Annotated in this window: 15 protein-coding genes; 7 read left to right on the top strand and 8 right to left on the bottom strand. The window is 56.8% G+C overall.

Annotated features, from left to right (window positions below; all coding sequences use genetic code 11):
• The first annotated feature begins 124 nt into the window (after positions 1-124).
• The gene (locus Pla52nx_RS11065) at positions 125-757 is read left to right on the top strand and encodes an RNA polymerase sigma factor (protein WP_146517903.1); all 633 of its coding nucleotides are present in this window, start codon (positions 125-127) and stop codon (positions 755-757) included.
• Between the two features lie 106 nt (positions 758-863).
• Entirely contained in the window at positions 864-4475 is a 3612-nt protein-coding gene (locus Pla52nx_RS11060) for a serine/threonine protein kinase (RefSeq protein WP_197454175.1), read from the top strand.
• Positions 4476-4621: 146 nt separating this feature from the next.
• Here Pla52nx_RS11060 and Pla52nx_RS11055 read toward each other — a convergent pair whose 3' ends face one another.
• Genes Pla52nx_RS11055 through Pla52nx_RS11045 form a run of 3 tightly spaced genes read right to left on the bottom strand, consistent with a single transcriptional unit; the run spans position 4622 to position 7286 of the window.
• Positions 4622-5647: an ATP-binding protein gene (locus Pla52nx_RS11055; RefSeq protein ID WP_146517905.1), complete on the bottom strand. Its 1026-nt coding sequence runs from the start codon at positions 5645-5647 to the stop codon at positions 4622-4624.
• Positions 5644-6144, bottom strand: coding sequence for a ribose 5-phosphate isomerase B (rpiB, locus tag Pla52nx_RS11050; protein ID WP_146517906.1), 501 nt, complete (start codon positions 6142-6144; stop codon positions 5644-5646). The genes Pla52nx_RS11055 and rpiB overlap by 4 nt, the downstream gene beginning before the upstream one ends.
• A complete protein-coding gene (locus Pla52nx_RS11045; RefSeq protein ID WP_146517907.1) occupies positions 6144-7286 on the bottom strand; it encodes a Sua5/YciO/YrdC/YwlC family protein in 1143 nt (380 codons plus the stop codon). The genes rpiB and Pla52nx_RS11045 overlap by 1 nt, the downstream gene beginning before the upstream one ends.
• A gap of 153 nt (positions 7287-7439) precedes the next feature.
• Between Pla52nx_RS11045 and Pla52nx_RS11040 the strand changes: the two genes are divergently transcribed.
• On the top strand, positions 7440-8495 hold the full coding sequence (locus Pla52nx_RS11040) for an SMP-30/gluconolactonase/LRE family protein (RefSeq protein WP_146517908.1): 1056 nt from the start codon (positions 7440-7442) through the stop codon (positions 8493-8495).
• A gap of 3 nt (positions 8496-8498) precedes the next feature.
• On the opposite strand, the gene Pla52nx_RS11035 is transcribed toward Pla52nx_RS11040, so the two are convergent.
• The 4 genes from Pla52nx_RS11035 to Pla52nx_RS11020 all read right to left on the bottom strand — a co-directional run bounded on the left by Pla52nx_RS11035 (position 8499) and on the right by Pla52nx_RS11020 (position 12251).
• The gene (locus Pla52nx_RS11035; protein ID WP_197454176.1) at positions 8499-8849 is read right to left on the bottom strand and encodes a hypothetical protein; all 351 of its coding nucleotides are present in this window, start codon (positions 8847-8849) and stop codon (positions 8499-8501) included.
• 132 nt (positions 8850-8981) lie between these two features.
• Entirely contained in the window at positions 8982-9494 is a 513-nt protein-coding gene (locus Pla52nx_RS11030; RefSeq protein ID WP_146517909.1) for a type 1 glutamine amidotransferase domain-containing protein, read from the bottom strand.
• Positions 9495-9499: 5 nt separating this feature from the next.
• Positions 9500-10906, bottom strand: a complete 1407-nt coding sequence (asnS, locus tag Pla52nx_RS11025; RefSeq protein ID WP_146517910.1) for an asparagine--tRNA ligase — start codon at positions 10904-10906, stop codon at positions 9500-9502.
• A gap of 88 nt (positions 10907-10994) precedes the next feature.
• On the bottom strand, positions 10995-12251 hold the full coding sequence (locus Pla52nx_RS11020) for a pyridoxal phosphate-dependent aminotransferase (protein WP_146517911.1): 1257 nt from the start codon (positions 12249-12251) through the stop codon (positions 10995-10997).
• Positions 12252-12520: 269 nt separating this feature from the next.
• Between Pla52nx_RS11020 and dnaE the strand changes: the two genes are divergently transcribed.
• Positions 12521-16102 (top strand): DNA polymerase III subunit alpha, encoded by a 3582-nt coding sequence (dnaE, locus tag Pla52nx_RS11015; RefSeq protein ID WP_146518625.1) that lies wholly within the window; start codon positions 12521-12523, stop codon positions 16100-16102.
• Between the two features lie 495 nt (positions 16103-16597).
• Positions 16598-17599 (top strand): SMP-30/gluconolactonase/LRE family protein, encoded by a 1002-nt coding sequence (locus tag Pla52nx_RS11010; protein WP_146517912.1) that lies wholly within the window; start codon positions 16598-16600, stop codon positions 17597-17599.
• 125 nt (positions 17600-17724) lie between these two features.
• On the opposite strand, the gene Pla52nx_RS11005 is transcribed toward Pla52nx_RS11010, so the two are convergent.
• Positions 17725-19101, bottom strand: coding sequence for a sulfatase-like hydrolase/transferase (locus Pla52nx_RS11005; RefSeq protein WP_231741590.1), 1377 nt, complete (start codon positions 19099-19101; stop codon positions 17725-17727).
• A 177-nt stretch (positions 19102-19278) separates the two neighbouring features.
• Here Pla52nx_RS11005 and Pla52nx_RS11000 point away from each other — a divergent pair, with 177 nt between their 5' ends.
• Positions 19279-20664 (top strand): sulfatase family protein, encoded by a 1386-nt coding sequence (locus Pla52nx_RS11000; RefSeq protein WP_146517913.1) that lies wholly within the window; start codon positions 19279-19281, stop codon positions 20662-20664.
• A 148-nt stretch (positions 20665-20812) separates the two neighbouring features.
• Positions 20813-21433 (top strand): thioredoxin family protein, encoded by a 621-nt coding sequence (locus Pla52nx_RS10995; RefSeq protein WP_146517914.1) that lies wholly within the window; start codon positions 20813-20815, stop codon positions 21431-21433.
• The last annotated feature ends 99 nt before the right edge of the window (positions 21434-21532 follow it).

Genomic DNA, 21532 nt, shown 5'->3' with positions numbered 1-21532 from the left:
TGGGATCTTTATCAAGATCCACTACGGCAAACCCTAACTTCTAGCTGTCCCAGACCACTGGGACGCTCCCTTCGTTCCCCCATCTGGCACCCGTCCGTCCAACTGCACACCGCATCAGCTTCGCATGTCTCCAGCCGACCACTACAGCGAGCCTTCCACGTCCGAGTCCTTGCTGCAACGCGCTCGCGCCGGAGACTCCGACGGCTGGCACCAAATCGCCAGCGTCTACGGGCCAATCGTCTACGGCTGGGCTCGACGTTGCGGCTGCCAGCCAGCTGACGCCGCCGATGTGATGCAAGACACCTTTGCCGCCGTCGCCCGATCCATCTTGCGTTTCGATCACGATCGCGACGGAGCAACATTCCGCGGCTGGCTGTGGACCATTGCCCGCAACAAAATGCGTGACCAACAACGTGACGCCCATCACGAGCGCGCCACCGGCGGCACCGATGCGATGCTGGCCATGCAAAACATTGCAGGCGATCTGCAGGTTGATTCACTCGGCGAAAACCTGCTGGATGCCACGGAGCCACCGACGGACCCGTCGGCCGAAATCGCAACCGCCAAACACCGTGTCCTGCAATGGTTGCGAGAATCCTTTGACCCCCGAACGTGGCGGATGTTTTGGGAATCGTCCGTTCTGGGACGCGAAGTCGCCGATGTGGCCGACGAAATGAAGGTTTCCAAATGGGCGGTCTACAAGGCGAGAGCCCGGGTCCTGCAGCGTTTGCGCAGCGAAATGGCCGGCCTGGAGTAGTCCAACAAGAAATTTTTTCCCGCAGGTGTCCAATCGCTCCGTTGTGTGTATGAGCCCGCTTGTCTCCTTCTTCACACATCACGAAACGGACCTGCAAATGATCGCCATGAAACGCAAATGCCTTGACGAACGAGAATTGCAACTGGTTCTTTCAGGCGATATGCCCGCTGCCCAGTTCGACTCGGCGATCGCACATCTGGATTCTTGTCCCCAGTGCCGCGACACGGTCAGCGAATTGCAAAGTCACGCCACCGTGACGCTGCAACCGATTGCCGAGCCGGAGATCGATCCTTTGCAATCGGAAACAGCCTGTCAGGTTGCACTTTGCAAGTTGTTGGAATCGCCAAGACCGACGGCCAAGCCCCACGACGCGACCTTCATTCCTTGCAAGACACTCGGCCCCTACGAGTTGGTCGCGCCGCTCGGTCAAGGAGGCATGGGGACGGTCTATCTCGCGCTTCATCAACGACTCAAACGCAAATGCGCGATCAAACTGCTGCCTCGCGAACGTGTCGATCAGCCGGGATGGCTGGACCGATTCGATCGCGAGATGCGCTCGGTCGCTTCGCTGGAACATCCGCACGTGGTCCGCGCCACCGATGCCGGTCACGAATCGGGTTGGCACTACTTGGTGATGGAGCATCTGGACGGCTTGGACGTCAGCCAAGTCGCCGGACGAATGGACCAGTTGAGTGTCGCCGACGCATGCGAGATCGTGAGACAGGCCGCACTGGGGCTCGCTCACATCCACGACGCCGGCTTGGTGCACCGTGACATCAAACCGTCCAATCTCATGCTGACGCAAAACGGCACCGTCAAACTGCTGGACCTGGGACTGGTGTTGCCCGGCGATGACCCGCTGTCCGTCGACGACCGCTTGACCACCGTGGGCCATGTGATGGGGACGATGCCTTACATGGCACCTGAGCAGCTTTCTGACAGTCGTCTCGTCAACCCGCTGTCCGATATCTATTCGCTCGGCGCGACACTGTACCGATTGATCGCCGGTCGCCCACCGCACGGTCGTCAACGCGGATTGGCAGCGCAAGTCCTAGCGATCACGTCCGCAGACCCGGCTTCGCTGGATTCGATCCGAGAAGACGTCGACCGCGAAGTCGTCACGCTTGTTGATCAAATGTTGAATCGCGATCCTGCCAAACGCCCGCAGTCGGCTGCAGAGATTGCGAAGCGATTGGAACACATCGGCAAGTCGAGCCGCTTGAAGCATCTGATCCGACAAGCCGTTCGACGTGCCGATCGTGATGCAACAGAGCCGGCAACCTTGATGCGATCAATGACGTCGGCAAGCAGTGCAAGAAGTGACAACCGCTGGAAAGGTCTCCTCGTCGGCGCGATGGGGATGGCCGCAATCTTGTTCGCAGCTCTTGTCATCAAGATCCAAACCGACCGCGGTGAACTGGTCGTCCACTCCGAACAAGACAACTTGACGATCCTGGTCAAACAAGGCACCGAAGTCGTCGAGCGATTGAGAGTGGACCAACCAGGCGACCACCGCAGCGTCTTGAGCAAAGGAACCTACCGCGTCGAGATCGAAGGCGGCGGTGACGCGTTGGTCCTGAGCGACAACGTGGTCACGATCGGCCGCTCGACATCGACATCGTTGAACGTCTTGCCCGCCGAAAAGGGAAAGCCACAGCCGGTCTCAATGCCTGAGCCAAAACCCGCTGTCGATGACGACCCCATGCTGGCAATGGAAGGCATGAAGCCCGATCCGATTAACCCGATCGATGACTTGATCCGGCAAATCGAAACGGAGTCCGATCTCGATGCGTTGGGCAAAGCAATGTTGAATGCTGTCAATCTCGTGACGCCGGAACAACCGCTCAGCCAACCGGAATTGGGCGGCATAGGAGGCGGCATGGGAGGCGGCATGCTTCCTAGCACCCTTGCGGAAGCCGAAACTCGCAAAGAAAACACAGAACGAATCGCCACATCGATCCTAAAGAGGGCACGCGATTTCGGAGGCCTTCACGTAAAAATACCTCCACCGCCCAACTCGGACGCCTACTCCATCACTCCGTCGGAACATTTCATGTGGTACCTGACGGAATGCCTGCCTCGCCTCAGCATGATGGAAACTGGACAAGCAGCCAAAGACGAATTGCTCAATGGCAACGGCAAGAGTCGCGCAGCGATCCTCCACTGCTGGTATTCCCAAGGCATGGTTCGCCCCGAAACAAGAAGCTCACTGAGTGAATGGATTCGAGCCTGCTCCGTCTTGATATCCGACGACGAGCAGAACTTGTCCTGGGATCCTCTGCCGGCCGAAGATCGCGAAACGGCAGCCTCCTACGCTTACTACTTTATCCTCAATCATGCGGACACTTACGGACTCAATCCACTGACAATCCCCACCTTTGCCGACGCATTGCAGGCGAAAAACAAGAGCGAGTTGAGCAAGCAAGAACTTGGTCTACTGGCAGAGATCGGTGCCCTCGACGCAAACGCCGCGATGCCGATGGACGACATCTCGGAAATGGAACACGAACCCACGCAACAATCCAATGACACCCCAGGTGCATCGAAAGTCGCAGCAGATACACAAGCCATTTTCAAAGGTCGTGACATGGACCAGTGGATGACCCTGCTGCAGCGTGAACAGGAGGCCAATGCGTTGGGAGAAGTCATGGAGGCAGTCGAGGTGCTCACACGAGGAAGCGACCGGAGAACGGACGCCGCTCGCGACACGCTGAAACTCACTCGACGATTGGGCGGCATGACCTCCAGCGGAACCGGACGCGGATTCGGTTCCAGCGATGCCGATCCGTCCTCACGCTTCATGGGATTCTTCTTGGAGGTCTACCCTCACTACCTGCCGGACCCCGGATTCGACCTGCTGGCCAACGAGCTCAACGAAGGCGTCGGCAACCACAAAAGCCACATGGCGATCATCTACTTGCTGATGAGTTGGCCAGAGCTGGAAAAACATCTGGTCACCGCAGTGCAGTCCGATGACGACCCAACTCGACAGCAGGTCATGGAGTTGATCAACAACCTTGCTCGCATCGGATCAGAACTTCAGTCGTTGCCGAAATCCGAATCGACCTTGGGCGATTTCTCCGGCGCACAAGCGTATCTGATAGCGATGAAGATCAATCATGCCCTCGGTCGCTCGATCAACGAACAACCCGCACTGCGAGATTTCGCCCAACAAAAACTTGCCAGCACTCTGGAACGGTGGAAAAAAACCGGCAACACCTCTCCAGGTGCCATGAGCAACTACTGGGATGATTTCCTTGTCGACGAAACCTGTCTCTCCGTTGCCATTGAACTCGGTCAATCCGATGACCTGGAACCGGCCGTTTGGAAACTCTACGCGGAGAAGTTGCTGCAAAGAAACGTGTCATCCTCCGAGCATGTTCAGCAGGATTTTGAGACCATCGCCGCAGCGATCCCCGAGAATGTCAACGAAGTAATCGAGGCCCAACTGAAGAAATTGATCGTCGATCACTCCGTGAGCCCCAACAATGGCGGACAATTCACGATTATTCCTCCCCCCCTCTACGATCAATATCCCAACACTCCCTGGCGTTCCGCGTTGCTGTACTACGCCAAGCACGCGACTGATCCAGGCGATGCGCTAGAGATTCTGGAGAACTTGAAAACCAAGTTGACCGAACGTCCGATGCCATTCCAAGGAAAGAGAATCGCCGAATACGACCAAGCCCTGGAAATCCTGACCGACCGCGTCAAGTAGCCAGGCCCCCACACCGTTTGACCCGCAGCCGACGGCGCAGGAGACACCACCAACCGGACTACACCGCATCATCAAACGCCGCCTACGCCTTCGGCTATGGGTCAAACAAGATTCAGCGTCCCGAGAGACGCTGCTACGTGGTTTTCCTACGAACCGATGCCGCCACGGTCACCAGTGGCGGCCGAGGCGATGTCGGCGGCGAAACAATCGACGAGTGTCGATGCGTTGGCCATCCGGTCGACTTCACGCACCGCACGGACACAGCGATCCAAACGGGACCGCGTCTGGCCCGTCGCGACACCCGCGAGTGCTTGAGTTCGCATTTTGTTGCGGAAATGTTGGATTGAAATCGACAACACGTCTTTCATCACCGCACGTTTTGCCGAAGCATCCTTGCCCGCCTCGTCGACTTTGTCGTTGAACAAGCGACGGATCGCGATCGGATCCGGATTCGCATCGTCCAGAGTCGCGACGAAGCTGTCGCGGAACTGACGCAATTGATCGTCCAACAATCGACGCGCGACGTGCATGTCACCTGCGGAGATCTCGACGGCATCAGCGATCTGTTCATCACTTGCGTCAATCTGTTCGTCTTGACGTAGCAAACGGGCCGCGTCGCCGGGGGATAGCGGCGCAAAGCGGATGACTTGGCAGCGTGAACGGATTGTGGGCAATTGTTTTTGCTCACTGGTTCCGATCAAGATCACCAGCGCGTTGGACGGTGGCTCTTCCAAAGTCTTGAGCAAACAATTCGCGCCTTCTTCGTTGAGGTAGTCCGCGTCTTCCAAGATCGCGACTTTGCGTTTGCCGTAATAAGATTTCAAACGGATGTCGCGACAGAACCCCTCCTGCATCCGATTCTCAGGGCGTCCAATCAACAGCTCTAACGGGATCAAGGTCTTGTCATCCGGTTTACGAACACGAATGACATCGGGATGGGTTTCTGCAGTCACTTGCACGCAGGACTCGCATGTCCCGCAGGGCGACATGCTTTCTGCCGGCTGTCGCGTGCAGAGCAAGGTTCGAGCCAGCAGCGAAGCCACACTGCGTTTTCCAACACCGTTGGGACCGACAAACAGCAAGCTGCCACCCAAGCGACCGTTGGCGATTGCCGCGCCGAGCCACTTGGGGACGTGAGTGTTTCCGATCAGCGAAGACCAATCACCGATCATCCGTCCGCCTGAATCCCGGGGACCACTCTGCCGTTACCTTCGGCCAGCTCGCGATGATTATTGGCTTCGATGTGCCCAATCTTTTCGACGCGGTGGGCGTGACGCCCGCCATCAAATTCGGTTTGCAGCCACATCAAGACTAAGTCGTCGATCGACCGCTCCCCGATCAAGTCACCGGGTAGGCAAAGGATGTTGACGTCGTTGTGGCGTCGGCTCATCTCCACCATGACTTCGTCGTAGCAAGCCGCTGCGCGGACGCCGGCAAACTTATTGGCGGCGATCGCCATTCCGATTCCGGTGCCACAGATCAAAATTCCCCGGTCGGCTTCGCCGCTACTGACCTTGCGGGCAACTTGTTGTGCAAAGTCGGGGTAATCGACCGCTCCGTCACCATGGGTGCCTTCATCGATCACGACAAAATTCTTTTCGTTCAGCGCCTGCGCCAAGCGTGACTTGATATGCACGCCTCGATGGTCACTGCCAAGACAAATTCGCATCAGGAATCCTCCTCTCCGTCGGACATTTCTTGAGGAAAGAAGTCGTCATCCAGACGGTCAATCCACTTATCGAGTTCGCTGTCCATTTGTTCGGCACAGCGTCTGTAAGTATCCACCGACATCCCCACCGGATCGGTGATGTCGCCACCGTCGTGACGCAATGTGAAAACGCGATCATGCATTTCCGGCCAAGCAGCCAGGATCGCTGCTTGGTGCCCTCGGGTCATCGTCAGCACAAGATCGGCGACGTTCATCACATCGTCGGTCAGCGGTTGGCTACTGTGGCCGGTCAAGTCCAATCCACGCTCCCCCATGACTTCGATCGACTGCGGGCTCGCGCAAACACCTTCGCCCGCAGCGACGCCCGCCGAGATGACCCGGACGGCATCGGCACGACCCAAACGTTTGGAAAGTTTTTCACTCATGATGGTTTCAGCCATGGGACTGCGGCAAGTGTTGCCGGTACACACCATCACGATAACGGGTTTTACAAACTGATTCATCGCGGCTCGCTCAATCACTCCTTCGCGTAACAATTTCCATTGCGACGACGAAACGCTCACAACGGTCGAGGCTCCACCATAACGAGTTGGGCCGTCGTCCAGCAGCAGTGGTAACGTATCTCCAAACTGCTGTGCGACCCCTTGTGCGGTATTTTGAGCAGGTTGTCCCGATAAATTGGCGCTGGTCAGCACCAACGGCCCCGACATGAAGCGATGAATTCCCGTCAAGATCCGCTGATCGATGACCCGAAACCCAATCCCCCCACCGGGGCCTGTGATTCTCATTCGCACGCTTTCAGGCAATTGACTGAGCGCAGAGTGGGGGTCAGAACAGGGGGCCACCAGCGTCATCGGACCCGGCCAACATCGGCGACTCAGACGGCGTACAACAGGGGATGCGTTGCACAAAAAATCGTCCGCCGCCTGCCGGCTTCGCACTGAGATCGCGATCGGCTCGTCGCCTCGGCCCTTGATTTCCAGCAACCTCTGAACACCTTTTTCGCTCAACGCATGGGCCGCCAGACCATAAACGGTGTCCGTGGGCACCCCCACAACGGCACCTTCACTCAACGCTTGGACGGTGCGATGGATGATGTCCCGTGGGTCATCGGTCGTTCGTGCGTCCAGGATTGTCGGCATGTGAAAAAATCGGTGAAATCAAAAAACAAAGCGGCGACAGCAAAATCGACCGTCACAGATTCTACCCTGTTTGTGGCAAGCTACCCAAGTGGACGGCTACAATGCCAAAAGAGTTCAATCAGTGCCCGAAATTCAAGTCGAAATAGCGCCAAGATGCCCACTCCTGACCAACGCCGCGATACGCCCCAGACTCGGCGTCGCCTGAACCGGCGTCAGTGGCTGTCGCACTCTCTGCTGGCGGGTGCCGCATGCTCGCTGGCGTCAGGCTGTGTGCCGATGGGCAGCGGCGACGTACCGGATTTGGTCTGGGGACGTCGTGGCCAAAGTGATGGGCGTTTCCTGAAACCACGCGCAATCACCATCGATCGACGCGATCGCCTGTACATCGTCGACACCACGGGACGCATCCAAGTTTTTGATGCAGATGGCAACCAGCAACGCGTTTGGAAAACACCAGAAACCGCCAACGGTCGCCCCACAGGATTATCGATCCGCTACGCAGACAACATCGACGACGATTGCCTGCTGGTTGCCGACACACACTACTATCGAACTCTGGTTTACACACTCCAGGGCGAACTCTTGCCAGAACAGCAGATCGGCGGGACTCCGGGACAAGAACCTGGACAGTTCGCTTTTGTTACCGAAGCCGTCTGCGATCATGACGGCTGCTATTACATCGGTGAGTACGGCGACTCCGACCGAATTCAAAAATTTGACCCCGACAGACGCTTCATGACTCAGTGGGGCGGAACCGGGCGAGAGCGAGACAAGTTTGTGCGTCCGCAAAGTCTGATCGTCGAAAAAAATGTGCTCTGGGTCGCCGATGCGTGCAATCACCGCATCAAACGTTTCGACATCACGACCCCGACCCCCTCACTGATCGATGTCTGGGGCGGTTCCGGTGATGGATCCACTGCAGGTCCCAGCGATGGTCCCAGCGATGGTCCCGGTGATGGCCCCGGCGAATACTCGTATCCCTACGACATTGCACTTGCCAGCGACGGCAGTTTGCTGGTCTGTGAATACGGCAACCAACGGATCCAACGCATCAGCCCCGATGGCGAACCGATCTCGATTTGGGGCGGACCCGGATTTCAACCCGGACAACTTTATCAGCCCTGGGGCCTCGTGATCGATTCGCTCAACCGCGTTCATGTGCTCGACAGCAATAATCACCGCGTCCAACGGTACTCCTTGAAGGTCTGATTCTCATACCAGACACTCGCCCATCATTGCACCCGAAAGTGCGGCTCCCGACATCGCAGGCGCCAGCACGGATTGCTCGTTGAATTCGCGACTCGTTTCTTTCGCGGGCAGTTCCGCCATCGGCATCGGCATCATGACTTCCACCGCCGGGATCAATCGCACGTTTTCGCATCGCGACAGTTGGAACTGACGAGGCTCTTCGCGGCACAGGCACAGCCCCAGAAAACGGTAGTCGCCGACAAACCGAATCGGGCTGACGAAACGACGCGTACGGTTGCCCTTGGAATCGGAATATTCCATTTCGATGACGTAGTTTTCCGAGTCCAACATGGCGCGTCGCAGCAAAGATTTCATGATTTCGTCTCCATAAGGGTCAGCATGGTCAGCGGACGTCGGCAAGTCGTGCGGGTCGGTGACTTGCGTGTCCGGAGGTATGATCGCCTGCCCGGTGACACGTCAGGTCATGCTGTCAAAAGAATTCGAAATTCACGCATTCAACACGCCAATCAGAGCTCGGCAAAAGTCCGGTAAATCGTCCGGACGGCGACTGGACACATGGTGCCCGTCCACCACCACGGCTTCGTCGCTGTAAATCCCTCCCGCATTGATCAAGTCATCCTTGATCCCCGGCGAACCCGTGACGCGAACGTCGCGATAAACGCCAGCGGAAATCGGGATCCATCCGCCATGACAGATCGCCGCGATGGGTTTCTTGGCGGCATCAAATGCACGCACCAAATCCAACACCACCGGATCGCGGCGCAGTTTGTCGGGCATGAATCCTCCCGGGACCACCAAGCCGTCGAAATCGCTCTCGGACATGGCATCGATCCGCGTGTCCGAGACACAGGGATAGCCGTTCTTGCCGTCGTACTTCACACCGGCCTCCGGCCCGGCGACCGTGACCGACATGCCGGCTTCGATCAGTCGCAGTTTCGGATACCACAACTCGAGGTCTTCGTAGATGTCGCCGACCAGGATCAAGATTCGTTTTGTCATCGCGATTAAAACTCTGCGTTGCCGGGTGTTCGGGGAAAGGGAATGACGTCACGTATGTTCGCCATTCCAGTGACGTACTGTACCGCACGCTCCAACCCCAGTCCGAAACCGGCATGGGGAACGCTGCCGTAGCGTCGCAGATCGACGTACCACCAGTAGTCATCCGGGTTCAACTCATGCTCTGCCATCCGGCCTTCCAAAACATCCAGTCGCTCTTCACGCTGGCTGCCGCCGATGATTTCACCCACTCCGGGAACCAAAACGTCCATCGCCGCAACCGTTTTGCCATCGTCACTGACCCGCATGTAGAACGGTTTGATGGTGGAGGGATAATCGGTCAAGATCAGCGGTCCACCGACATGCTTTTCGGTCAGATACCGTTCATGTTCGGCTTGCAAGTCCGTGCCCCACTGGATCGGATACTCAAATTTTTCACCGCAACTGGTCAAGACCTCGATCGCTTCGGTGTACGTCATGTGGGCAAACGGCTTTTCGATCACGCCTCGGATTTGATCAAGCTTGCCCTTTTCGATCATGGAGTCAAAAAACTGCATGTCTTCGTCGCAGTGCTCCAAACAATCCGAGAACACGCGTTTCAAGAACGCTTCCGCCAACGACATGTTGTCGGCCAGGTCAAAGAACGCCGCCTCGGGTTCCACCATCCAAAACTCGGCCAAGTGCCTGCTGGTGTTGCTATTTTCGGCGCGGAACGTCGGACCAAACGTGTAAACGCGACCAAGTGATGTCGCGTACGTTTCGCCTTCGAGTTGTCCGCTGACGGTTAAGAACGTCGGCTTGCCAAAAAAGTCGTGCGAGTAATTCACCGGACCGCCGGACTTGGCCAACCGCTCTAGATCCAGTGTGGTGACGCGAAACATCTCACCGGCGCCTTCGCAATCGCTGGCGGTGATGATCGGCGTGTTGATGTAGTAGAAACCGTTCTCGTGAAAGAAACGGTGGATCGACTGGCTGATCTGGTCGCGGACTCGCATCACGGCTCCGAGCGTGTTCGTGCGGGTACGCAAGTGCGCCCATTCGCGAAGCTTCTCGAACGAATGCCGTTTCTTTTGCAGCGGGTAGGTTTCCGGATCGGCCCATCCCAGCACGCGAATCTCCGTCGCATGCATCTCGGTGGCCTGACCTTTGGCCGGAGAAGCCTCCAGTTTACCGACCGCGACGAGGCTACAGCCCGCAGTCAGCTTTTGAATTTCGTCGGCGTAGTTTTCCAATTCGGCAGGAGCGACGACTTGCAAGTTGCCCATCGAACTCCCATCGTTGACTTCGATGAAACTGAATCCGCCCTTGCTGTCACGCCGCGTCCGCACCCATCCACGGATCTCCACGGATTCCCCCGCGGCTTCGCTCAAGCTTGATTCTTTACGTGCGTCGTTGACGCGGATCCATTTCGCCATCGTCCATCCTTCTTTCGACTTGTTCCGATGATCTTTTCAGCAAAGTCTGGAATATAGCGAAGCGACCCCGGTTCGGGTCAGGTGTCGCTCACAAGCGATACTGCGGATTTTTCGCCAAATAGCCCGCAATTCGATCACCGTGCGCGAACGCCTGCTGCATGAACTTGGCCGCCGACTCTAAGCGATCGGGCGGCTCGGCAACGCTGAGCCTCAGGAAACCTTGCCCCGCCTCGCCGAAACATTCACCGCCCAGACATGCCACGCCGGTCTTCGGATCAGCCTCTTCCAGCAGGTACATCGCCAAACCTTGCGACCTGATCTTGTTGACCCGACAGATCTCGCTGACGTTGGCAAACGCGTAAAACGCACCGGCGGGCATCAGGCAGCGGACGCCATCGATCGCGTTGAGCTGCTCAACCAGTTTGACCAATCGGTCGTGAAATTGCCGCATTCTGTTTTCACGAGAATCGTGGTCATGCTCCAAAACGGCGATGCCGGCGCGTTGAGTGAACGGAGAGACACAAGAAATCGATGTGTTCGTGAGCTTGCCCAACATCTGAATGTTACGCTGGCTGCTGACGGCAAAACCGAGACGCCAGCCGCTCATGCTGTACGATTTACTCATCGTGTACGCCGACACACACTGATCCAACATTCCGGGCAAAGCGATCGGTGTCTCGTGTTTTCCGGTCCACACCATGCGGTCGTAGGGCTCGTCACTGAAGATCGCGATGTCGCGTCCGCGGACCAATTCGGCCAGTGCAACCAAGTCATCACGTGTCGCCACGCCACCGGTGGGATTGTTCGGTGTGTTCAGTACGATCGCTTTCGGGCTCGGGTCCGATGCGAGAAACCGTTTCACATCGCGCATCTGCGGACGAAACTGGTTTTCTTCGCTCAGAACCGCCGTCACCATCCTCGCACCGCGACGCGCGATGTTGGGCGGATAGGTGGGAAAGTGTGGAGTGAAAACAAGCACACCGTCGCCAGGATCGACGAAACACTCCATGAACAGTTGCTCGAAATTCTTCGCCCCCGGCCCGACCACAACGTTTTCCGCCGTGACCTGCACGCCGTACTCATCGGCCATGTACTTGGCCGCCGCCGCCCTCAACTCGGGCAATCCCGCCGACGGTGCGTACCTGCACTCCCCCGCATCCATTGCCGCCTTTGCCGCCGGAATGGCCGACGGCGACGACGGAAATGGGCTGTCACCGATCTCTAATTCGAACACATCCTTGCCCTGGGAAATCAGTTTCTTGGCCACCGCCAAGACGTCGAACGCCGATTCCGTCGTGACCCCGCTGGCAAATCGACTGAACGTGACGCTGGATGCGGATGGCATACAATGTTCCCAATGAAATGAAGTGGTTGGACAGTCAATGTAAAAGGGCACGTCGACACGGTGGTCCCGAATTCTATCAGCCGGGGATTTTGCCCCTCGTGAAAATATTCCTGACGCGTCGTTTGCAGGGCGGACAAGCAGACCCAATCCAGGCCGCCGACTACCGCATTGGAATTTGAAAATCAAGTGCCTGACATCCGTCTCCCAACTGCGTTAGGTTGGTGATTCTGCGTTCCACCGACTATCGCAACGAACTGGATTCCAACACGATGTCCCAAATCATCACACCCGGTCAGGATTTATCGGCCGAAACATCCGCAATCGCACGCCCCTTTGTCCACTTGCATTGCCACAGCCACTACAGCTTGTTGGACGGTGCCGGCGATATCAAGAAACTGGTCGGACGCGCGGTCGATCACGGGATGAACTCGCTGGCGTTGACCGACCACGGCAACCTGCACGGGGCGTTGGAGTTTTACCGAGCCGCCAAGGACGCGGGGATCAATCCGATCATCGGTTACGAAGCCTACATCGCGCCGGGCAGCCGTTTCGAAAAGGGCGGCGCATCGAGCAGCAAAGATGCCAGTTATCACTTGACCCTGCTGGCGAAAAATCGAACCGGTTTCAAAAACCTGATCAAACTCGCCAGCGCAGCTTCGCTGGAGGGATTCTATTTCAAGCCGCGGATCGACAAAGAAATCCTGGAGACGTTTAACGAAGGCATCATTTGCCTCTCCGGCTGCGTCAGCAGCGAGTTCAGCCGCGCGGTGATGAAGGGCACGGACGTCTCCGAGCATGAAAAGGAAGCACGTGATATCGCCGGTTGGTTCCACCGAGTGTTTGGCGATCGATATTTCATCGAAGTGATGAACAACGGACTGGATATCCAACGCATGCAGTTGGAAGGCGCAGTCGACATCGCCAACAAAATGGGGTTGCCCTTGGTCGCGACAAGCGACTGTCACTACGTGGATCAATCGGACGCGGAAGCACAGGACATCATGCTGTGCATCAACACGGGACGCTTTCGCACGGACACGTCGCGAATGAAAATGGAGAACGATCAGTTCTTTCTCCGCAGTCCCGATCAGATGTACGAGAATTTCGTCGGCATGGAGGACGCCTGCGCTCGTAGCCAAGAGATCGCCAACACGGTCGACATCGACCTGCAATTGGGCAAGTACTACTTCCCACATTTCGAATGCCCCGACGAACTCAAGCCGATCGACTATTTGCGACAACTGTGCATCGAAGGGTTGCTGGAGCGATACGAGGGCGATGATGAACGGATCATCGATGGCAAATTGTCCGATGAAGTCATGGCGAGACTCGATCGCGAACTCGCTGTGATCGAGAAACTGAATTACCCGACGTACTTCTTGATCGTTTGGGACTTCGTCATCCACGCACGCAACAAAGGCATCTCCGCAACGGCCCGGGGTAGCGGCGTCGGCGCGATTGTTTGCTATGCGTTGTACCTCTCCCACGTGTGCCCGCTGCGATACGACTTGTTGTTCGAACGGTTCCTGGACGAAAGCCGAACCGAGCCGCCCGATATCGATATCGACTTTGAAAAAGAACGTCGGGTCGAAGTCATCGAGTACGTCAAAGAACGCTACGGAAACGACAACGTTTGCCAGATCGGCACGTTTGGAACACTCGCCGCACGGGCCGCGATCAAAGACACCGGACGAGCGCTCGGTCTGCCGCTCTCCCGCGTCAACCAGATCACTGAGATGGTCCCCGACGAGCTGAAGATCACGATCAAAAAGGCCCTGGACAAGAGCGCCGATCTGAAACAAACCTACGACGGCGATCCGGAAGTCCGTGAGCTGTTGAACTTGGCGATGAAAATCGAAGGCCTAGCCCGAAACGTCGGTACCCACGCCGCCGCCGTCGTGATCGCCGACAAGCCGCTCTCGGAATACGTTCCTCTGACACGTGTGCCGGGCAAACAGGAAGTCATCACGCAATGGTCGATGGGCGACGTCGAAGCCAGCGGTCTGCTGAAAATGGACTTCCTCGGACTTCGCAACCTCACCATGCTCAGCCGCAGTGTTCAACTGATCGAACAGACGACTGGCAAGAAAGTCGATCCGCTGAAATTTCCACTGGACGACAAAGCCTCCTACGCTTTGCTGCAACGTGGCGAAACCAAGGGCGTGTTCCAGTTGGAATCGGGCGGCATCCGTGACTTGCTGCAACGGATGAAGCCTGACCGGTTCAACGACATCATCGCTACCGCCGCGTTGTATCGGCCAGGGCCGTTGGAAGGCGGCATGGTCGATGACTACGTGAACATCAAACACGGACGTCAACAGCCCGAGTACAAGCACCCGGTGCTCAAAGAGATCTTGGAAGAAACCAACAGCGTGATGGTTTACCAAGAACAGGTCATGCGGATCCTCAACCGCTTGGGCGGCGTGCCGCTGGCCAAAGCGTACACGTGCATCAAGGCGATCAGCAAGAAGAAAGAATCGCTGATCAATCAGAACCAAGAGATCTTCATCGCCGGCGCCGTCGAAAACGGACTGGCAAAGAAGGACGCCGAGGACATTTGGAACCTGATCGTCAAGTTTGCCGGTTACGGTTTCAACAAGTCACACTCGACCGCGTACGCGCTCGTCGCGTTTCAAACCGCCTATTTGAAAGCACACTATCCGGTCGAGTTCATGGCGGCATTGCTGTCCAGCGATATCGACGGTCGCAACTTCAAACGCAAGGACGCCTTGGTCGAGCACATGGAGGATTGCGACCGAATGGGCATCGATGTCGTCGCTCCAGATGTGAACACCAGCGAAGCCAACTTCTCGGTCGCCGATGGCAAGATTTTCTTTGCTCTCTCGGCCATCAAAGGCTGCGGCGGTTCCACCGCGGTCACGATCGAAGCCGAGCGCAAAAAGAATGGCCCCTTCAAGAATATCTTTGATTTCTGCGAACGCGTTGACCCCAGCGCATGCAACAAGTCCGCCATCGAGACGCTGATCAAAGCCGGTGCGATGGACAGCTTTGGCGCCAAACGAAGCCAACTGGTGGCGATGATCGAACGCGCCGTTCAAGCCGGCGCGAAAATCCAAGCCGACAAGAAGAGCGGCCAAACCAGCTTGTTCGGAGCGTTCGAAGAAGCCGAAGATGTGAATGAGACCAAGCAAGCCGTTCCCATGCCCGACATGGAGGAATGGCCCGATCGTGAAAAGCTGGCCTACGAGAAAGAAGTCCTGGGGTACTACCTCGATAGCCACCCGCTGGCCGAATTCGAACCGAAACTCTCCACCTTTCGCACCCACACGACGGACCAGTTGACGGATGTCAAGGATCGTGGCGAAGTCATCATGGGTGGCATGATCAGCTCGATCAAGATCGCACACACCAAAAACCCTAAACCCGGTCAACCATCCAAATACGCGAACTTTGACTTGGAAGACATGCAGGGTGCGATCCGTTGCATCGTTTGGCCCAAAGGTTTTGTGACCGCAGGCGATCACGTTCAACCCGACGCGGTGGTCTTGGCCAAAGGCAAGGTGGATCGACGCGGTGGCGGCGACGAAGCCAACCTGGTGATCGATGAATTGATCCCACTTTCCGAACTCGACAACCGCTACACGCACGGAATGCGAATCTGCTTGGACGAGGCAGAGCACAACGGTGAAACCGTCAATCGCCTACGAGAAATCCTACGTGGATATCCCGGCAGCAAAGAACTACTTTTCAGCATGCAGCTCAACGGCGGAGAAACGGTCCACCTGAAATCCGACAAGTTCCGCGTTGAAATCACCCCCGAAATGCGTCAACGTGTGGACGACCTGCTCGGCAGTGGCAACTACCGACTGATGATGAGCAAACCCAGGTAGCAGCCACAAACTCACGTAGCAGCGTTTCTTACAAGACGCTATTCACCCCGGTTCGTCTCGGACAATTGCCCAGCGGTTTACGCTGCACGCCAGCGCTAAACGGCCACCCCAGCACCTCTCCCCCGACTTGTCGGCGGAGAGGTCGCGCTATCGACTTGGAAAGTCGAGCGACAATTGTCGTTCGACTTTCCAAGTCGAAAACGAACGCCACCAACCGCATCGATCCGCAACACACACCGTCACCTCCCCCAAGGAACTTGGGGGAGGTCGAGCAGAGCCGCTGAGGCGAATGCGAGGGAGGGGGCCGTCTGCGCAAGAAAGCGTTTGGATACGGCAAACGCTTACCGGGGCACGCTATCGATTTGGAAAATCGAGCGACAATTGTCGTTCGACGTTCCACGTCTCGGGCTACGTGGACCATTGCCCACCCCAATCCAATTACAATGCTGGCCGTTTGACTTTGCCCGGACGTTCCCCACCAAGGTAATCCCTCCCATGAGATACTCGCTATTCCTGGCTCTCGCCGCTTTCGTTTCCATCGTGTCCGCTCAAACGCCCAAACATATCGGGCGAATCGAAAAGCTCGACGATGCCTTTGATCAACTGGTTGGCTCAGACGCAAAGATCGAAGTACTTGCCGGCGGCTTCACTTGGACGGAAGGTCCCGTGTGGGTCGCGGATGATCGTGGCGGGCATTTGCTGTTTTCCGACATTCCGCGAAACAGCATCTTTCGCTGGTCACCCGCCGAGCGTGAAAACCAGTCGGGCGGCATCTCACTGTTCCTTTCTCCCAGCGGCTACACCGGCACGACGTACTACGGATTGGAACCCGGCAGCAACGGCTTGACGTTGGATCCCGATGGACAACTGGCAATGTGCGAACACGGCGATCGACGCGTTTCCGTGCTGACTCATGGCGGCGGCAAGCGGACGCTGGTCGACAACTACCAGGGCAAACGCTTGAACAGCCCCAATGACCTCGTGTTCTCCAAAGACGGTTCGGTGTATTTCACCGATCCGATTTACGGCCTGCCCGAGCGAGCAGACGATCCGCGTCGTGAACTGGATTTCTGCGGCGTTTATCGCTTGAACAAAGACGGCACATTGGACTTGCTGACCACCCAAATGACACGCCCCAACGGGATCGGATTGTCGCCGGATGAAAAAACCTTGTACGTCGCCCAAAGTGATCCGGGCAATCCGATTTGGATGTCGTTCCCGATTCAGGAAAATGGAAAACTCGGCGCGGGCAAGGAACTGCTCAACGCCAGGAAATACATGCGAGAGTTCCCGGGGCTCCCCGACGGCCTGGTGGTCGCCAAAGACGGCACCTTGTTCGCAAGTGGCCCCGGCGGGATCTACGTGATGTCGCCCTCCGGTCAGCTATTGGGACGTCTGATCACCGGCGAGCGAACCAGCAACTGCACCTTCGACACCGATCAAACCTACTTGTACCTCACCGCCGACAGCTATCTCTGCCGCGTCAAGATGAAGTAGTAGTAGTACCGACGCGACCCTGTTTGACCGGTAAACGCAGGCGGAAGCGGCATCTGACTCTGCGGTTCAATCCGTTTGGCAGCGTCACCTACGCCTTCGGCTGCGGGTCAAACGTTTGTGAGGTATCACTTCTCAGGCTTTTGCCACGGAACCGTGCCACCTCGTTGGACCTGAACTCGCAATTCCGCGGACAGTTCGTTGAACTTTCCGCGGTTCTTTTTTGCAACGTCCTCTTGCTCCAAGGGGTCCGTTTCAACGTTGTACAATTCCTGGGGCTGAAACGGACTATTCTGCAACAGTTTCCACGACCCTTTGCGTACCGCGTTGATGATCAAACCGCCATAGCGTTGCCCGCCTTCACGTCGATGAAAAAAGAAACCGCGTTGATCGGTTTCTTGTGGTTCGCCCAACAACGTGGGCAGCAAAGAGATCCCGTCGATCGTATTTTCGATTTCCACGTCAGCGGCGTCGCAAATGGTGGCGAACAAGTCCATCGTGATACCGGGGCGACCCGTTTGACTGCCGGGTTGGATCTTGCCCGGCCACACGGCACATGTCGGCACACGCAAGCCGCCTTCGTACATGCTCTGCTTGCCATCTCGAGTCGCCCCGTTGTTGGCTCCGACATCCAGTTGTCCACCGTTGTCGGATGAAAAGATCACCAGTGTATTCTCCGCAAGTCCTGTTTCACGCAACGTCGACATGACCTGCCCCACACCGTCATCCATGTGCTCGATCAAGGCCACCAGTTTGGCACGTCGGTCACTGATCCCCGGCTCACGCGTTTTGACTTTCGCCAACCAATCTTCCGGCGGTTGGATCGGCGTGTGCGGCGCATTATACGCAAGGTACAAAAAGAACGGCTGTTCGTTTTCGGCGCGCTCCTTCAAATAGTCGCACGACCACTGAGTGAACAAATCCGTCGCGTGTCCCGACGGGTCAATCTCGTCCGCGTTATGACGCATGTAGTTGATGCCGTGACGACGATGGTTGTAGTAATCGTCCATCATGTCGCCGAGATAACCGCGAAACAGATCAAACCCACGGTCGTTCGGACGATGGGGTGACTCTAATCCAAGATGCCACTTACCCACGATCGCGGTGTGGTATCCAGCCTTTTTCAGAACGGTGGGCAACGTCACCGCATCGGGCGAGAGGTAGCCCCAGCTATTGTCTGCGTGCGTCCGAATGACGCCGGGCACACCGACCATTTCGGGAAAGCGACCTGTCATCAACGACGCTCGGGTAGGAGAACACACCGGGCAGTTGGCATAGAAGTTCGAGAATCGCAATCCGTCCGAGACCAAACGATCCACGTGGGGCGACCTCAAGTCCGTCGCACCGTAACTGCTCAAGTCGCCGTAGCCCAAGTCATCCGCCAGGATCATCACCACATTCGGTCGCTCGGCTGCAACCGCACCAGAACGCCAGTGCAAGCACGTTAGTGCCAGGACGGCAAGAAAAATCCGCAGCGAGTGGGTCGTCATCTTGGTGTGTCGCATGGAATAACCTGTAAAACGAATGCAAAAACCGGTCGCGATGGTTTCAATGAAAACCGGTTTCCAACAGGGCGGTGGATTGTGTCTGGGCTGCTGATTCTAATGGAAGCAATCGACCGCTGCCAAAAACAACTCTTCCCAACGATTCAGCCCTTCCCATCCATGATGCACCAATCTCGCATGTTTAGACTACAAACGCGTTTCCTCATTGTGCTGGCCGCATTGGCCGGATTCTGCTTGGCGTGCCCTCCCTCACGCGCCGCCGATCCCGTCAACGTCGTCATGATCATTTCGGATGACCAAGCCTGGACTGACTACGGGTTCATGGGCCATCCCGACATCAAGACGCCGAACTTGGATCAATTGGCATCTGAAAGCGCAGTGTTTCGACGCGGCTACGTCCCCACCGCGCTCTGTCGACCTTCCTTGGTCACGCTTCTGACCGGACATTACGCATCGACGCACGGCGTGACGGGTAATGATCCATCGCCCAAGTACGCCGAGCGTGGATCGGAACTTTACAACCAACGCTGTGCTCAACTCATTTCCTATCTCGACCGCTTCGACACCGTTCCAGAAATCTTGGGACAACGTGGATACCTCAGTCATCAGAGCGGAAAACTTTGGGAAGGCAGCTATCAGAACTGCGGTTTCACCCACGGCATGACACGCGGATTCCCCAAGCCAGGTGGCCGACACGGCGACGACGGACTCAAGATCGGACGAGAATCCATGCAGCCGGTCGAAGAGTTCCTCGACTTGGCACACGAATCCAAAAAACCGTTTTTCGTCTGGTACGCTCCCTTCCTACCTCACTCCCCACACAATCCGCCGCAACGTTTGTTGGACAAATACACCGACAAGCATCCGATCACGGTGGCTCGCTACTACGCGATGTGCGAATGGTTCGACGAAACCTGTGGCGAGCTGCTGGGCATGATCGACGACAAAGGATTCCGCGACAACACACTCGTCGTCTACGTGACCGACAATGGATGGATCCAAGATCCCGAGTCCCCCAAGTACGCACCACGCTCCAAGCAGACGCCGTACGAAGGCGGCATCCGAACACCGATCATGTATCGATTGCCCGGCGTCATCCCCGCAGGAGAACGCCCGGAACTGACCTCCAGCATCGACATCGTCCCCACAATGCTCGCAGCAACCGGATCTGAGATCCCCAAAGACCTGCCCGGTCTGAATCTGATGCCAAACTTGACCAGCGGTGAAAAGATTTCGCGCGACACGATTTACGGCGAAGGCTTCGCGCACGACATCGCCGACATCGAAGACCCCGAGGCGTCGTTGCTGTACCGCTGGGCAATCTCCGGACCATGGAAACTGCTGCTAACCTACGACGGCGAAGTCAACCGGTACAAGTCGACTCATCCACGTGATGAAAAGGGACCACAACTGTTCAACTTGATCGACGATCCGTCAGAGGAAACGAACTTGGCCAAGGAGAATCCCGACGTGGTCGCTCGTTTGGCGAAACAAATCGAGGAGTGGTACCCTGTAGAGAAGCGAAAGACGATCGTCACACCTGGTGCGTCAACGGATCGTTGAGCCGCTATGCGATTCGATCGTCTTGATTAAGTTACCGAAACCCATGACTCCCCGTTACCCCAAATCCTGACTCGCATAGCCTCGCCAGGATTTGAGGGTGAGGGGAGCCATCAATTGAAACTTTCCGATTCACGACGAGCACCCCACCATGACCCAACGTCTCCTCATCGGCATTTCGATCGCCCTGTTTGCCTGCACCACGCTAGCTGGCAAGTACAACTCGACGCTGGACATCGGTGATGCGGCGCCTCACTGGACGGATTTGCCGGGAGTGGACGGGCAGTCTCATTCGTCCAGCGAGTTGGAGGACGCCAAAGCGACGGTGGTGGTGTTTACCTGCAACAGTTGCCCCTACGCGGTGGACGCGGAAGACCGATTGATTGCGTTGACAAAAAAATATTCCGATCAGGGAGTCGCTGTCGTAGCGATCAATGTGAACAAGGTCCCGGAGGACTCGCTCGATGCGATGAAAGAAAAAGCGGCAGAAAAGAAGTTTCCCTTTCAATATCTGTACGACGAGTCGCAGCAGATCGCCAGGGATTTTGGCGCGATCTACACACCATGCTTCTTTGTGATCGACTCCAAACACAAAGTCGCGTACATGGGCGCGATGGACGACAGCCCAGATGGCGTGAAAGTCGAAACGACATACCTCGCCGACGCGTTGGATGCGGTGCTGGCAGGGAAACCAGTGCGGGTTGCTGAAACCGCACCGGTCGGATGCCGAGTTCGTTACGAACGACAACGCCGCTCGCGTCGAGCCGAGTGACGCGACGCTTGCAGCAGTGGGATAGACTCCCAGCCTGTCATTGCAATGTCGACAGGATGGAAGCCTATCCCACTTTGCATACCGCTTCGCCGGCTCGCG

The sequence above is a fragment of the Stieleria varia genome (assembly GCF_038443385.1).
Taxonomy (GTDB): Bacteria; Planctomycetota; Planctomycetia; order Pirellulales; family Pirellulaceae; genus Stieleria; species Stieleria varia.
This window is presented reverse-complemented; position numbering and strand designations above follow the sequence as displayed.

What these genes read in the sequence shown, in the direction of transcription:
- asnS (WP_146517910.1), bottom strand. Translation starts at nt 10,906, where the DNA reads ATGGCGAAATGGATCCGCGTCAACGACGCACGTAAAGAATCAAGCTTG.
- Pla52nx_RS11030 (WP_146517909.1), bottom strand. Translation starts at nt 9,494, where the DNA reads ATGACAAAACGAATCTTGATCCTGGTCGGCGACATCTACGAAGACCTC.
- Pla52nx_RS11035 (WP_197454176.1), bottom strand. Translation starts at nt 8,849, where the DNA reads ATGAAATCTTTGCTGCGACGCGCCATGTTGGACTCGGAAAACTACGTC.
- Pla52nx_RS11040 (WP_146517908.1), top strand. Translation starts at nt 7,440, where the DNA reads ATGCCCACTCCTGACCAACGCCGCGATACGCCCCAGACTCGGCGTCGC.
- Pla52nx_RS11045 (WP_146517907.1), bottom strand. Translation starts at nt 7,286, where the DNA reads ATGCCGACAATCCTGGACGCACGAACGACCGATGACCCACGGGACATC.
- dnaE (WP_146518625.1), top strand. Translation starts at nt 12,521, where the DNA reads ATGTCCCAAATCATCACACCCGGTCAGGATTTATCGGCCGAAACATCC.
- Pla52nx_RS11020 (WP_146517911.1), bottom strand. Translation starts at nt 12,251, where the DNA reads ATGCCATCCGCATCCAGCGTCACGTTCAGTCGATTTGCCAGCGGGGTC.
- Pla52nx_RS11005 (WP_231741590.1), bottom strand. Translation starts at nt 19,101, where the DNA reads ATGCGACACACCAAGATGACGACCCACTCGCTGCGGATTTTTCTTGCC.
- Pla52nx_RS11055 (WP_146517905.1), bottom strand. Translation starts at nt 5,647, where the DNA reads ATGATCGGTGATTGGTCTTCGCTGATCGGAAACACTCACGTCCCCAAG.
- rpiB (WP_146517906.1), bottom strand. Translation starts at nt 6,144, where the DNA reads ATGCGAATTTGTCTTGGCAGTGACCATCGAGGCGTGCATATCAAGTCA.
- Pla52nx_RS11000 (WP_146517913.1), top strand. Translation starts at nt 19,279, where the DNA reads ATGTTTAGACTACAAACGCGTTTCCTCATTGTGCTGGCCGCATTGGCC.
- Pla52nx_RS11065 (WP_146517903.1), top strand. Translation starts at nt 125, where the DNA reads ATGTCTCCAGCCGACCACTACAGCGAGCCTTCCACGTCCGAGTCCTTG.
- Pla52nx_RS11060 (WP_197454175.1), top strand. Translation starts at nt 864, where the DNA reads ATGAAACGCAAATGCCTTGACGAACGAGAATTGCAACTGGTTCTTTCA.
- Pla52nx_RS10995 (WP_146517914.1), top strand. Translation starts at nt 20,813, where the DNA reads ATGACCCAACGTCTCCTCATCGGCATTTCGATCGCCCTGTTTGCCTGC.
- Pla52nx_RS11010 (WP_146517912.1), top strand. Translation starts at nt 16,598, where the DNA reads ATGAGATACTCGCTATTCCTGGCTCTCGCCGCTTTCGTTTCCATCGTG.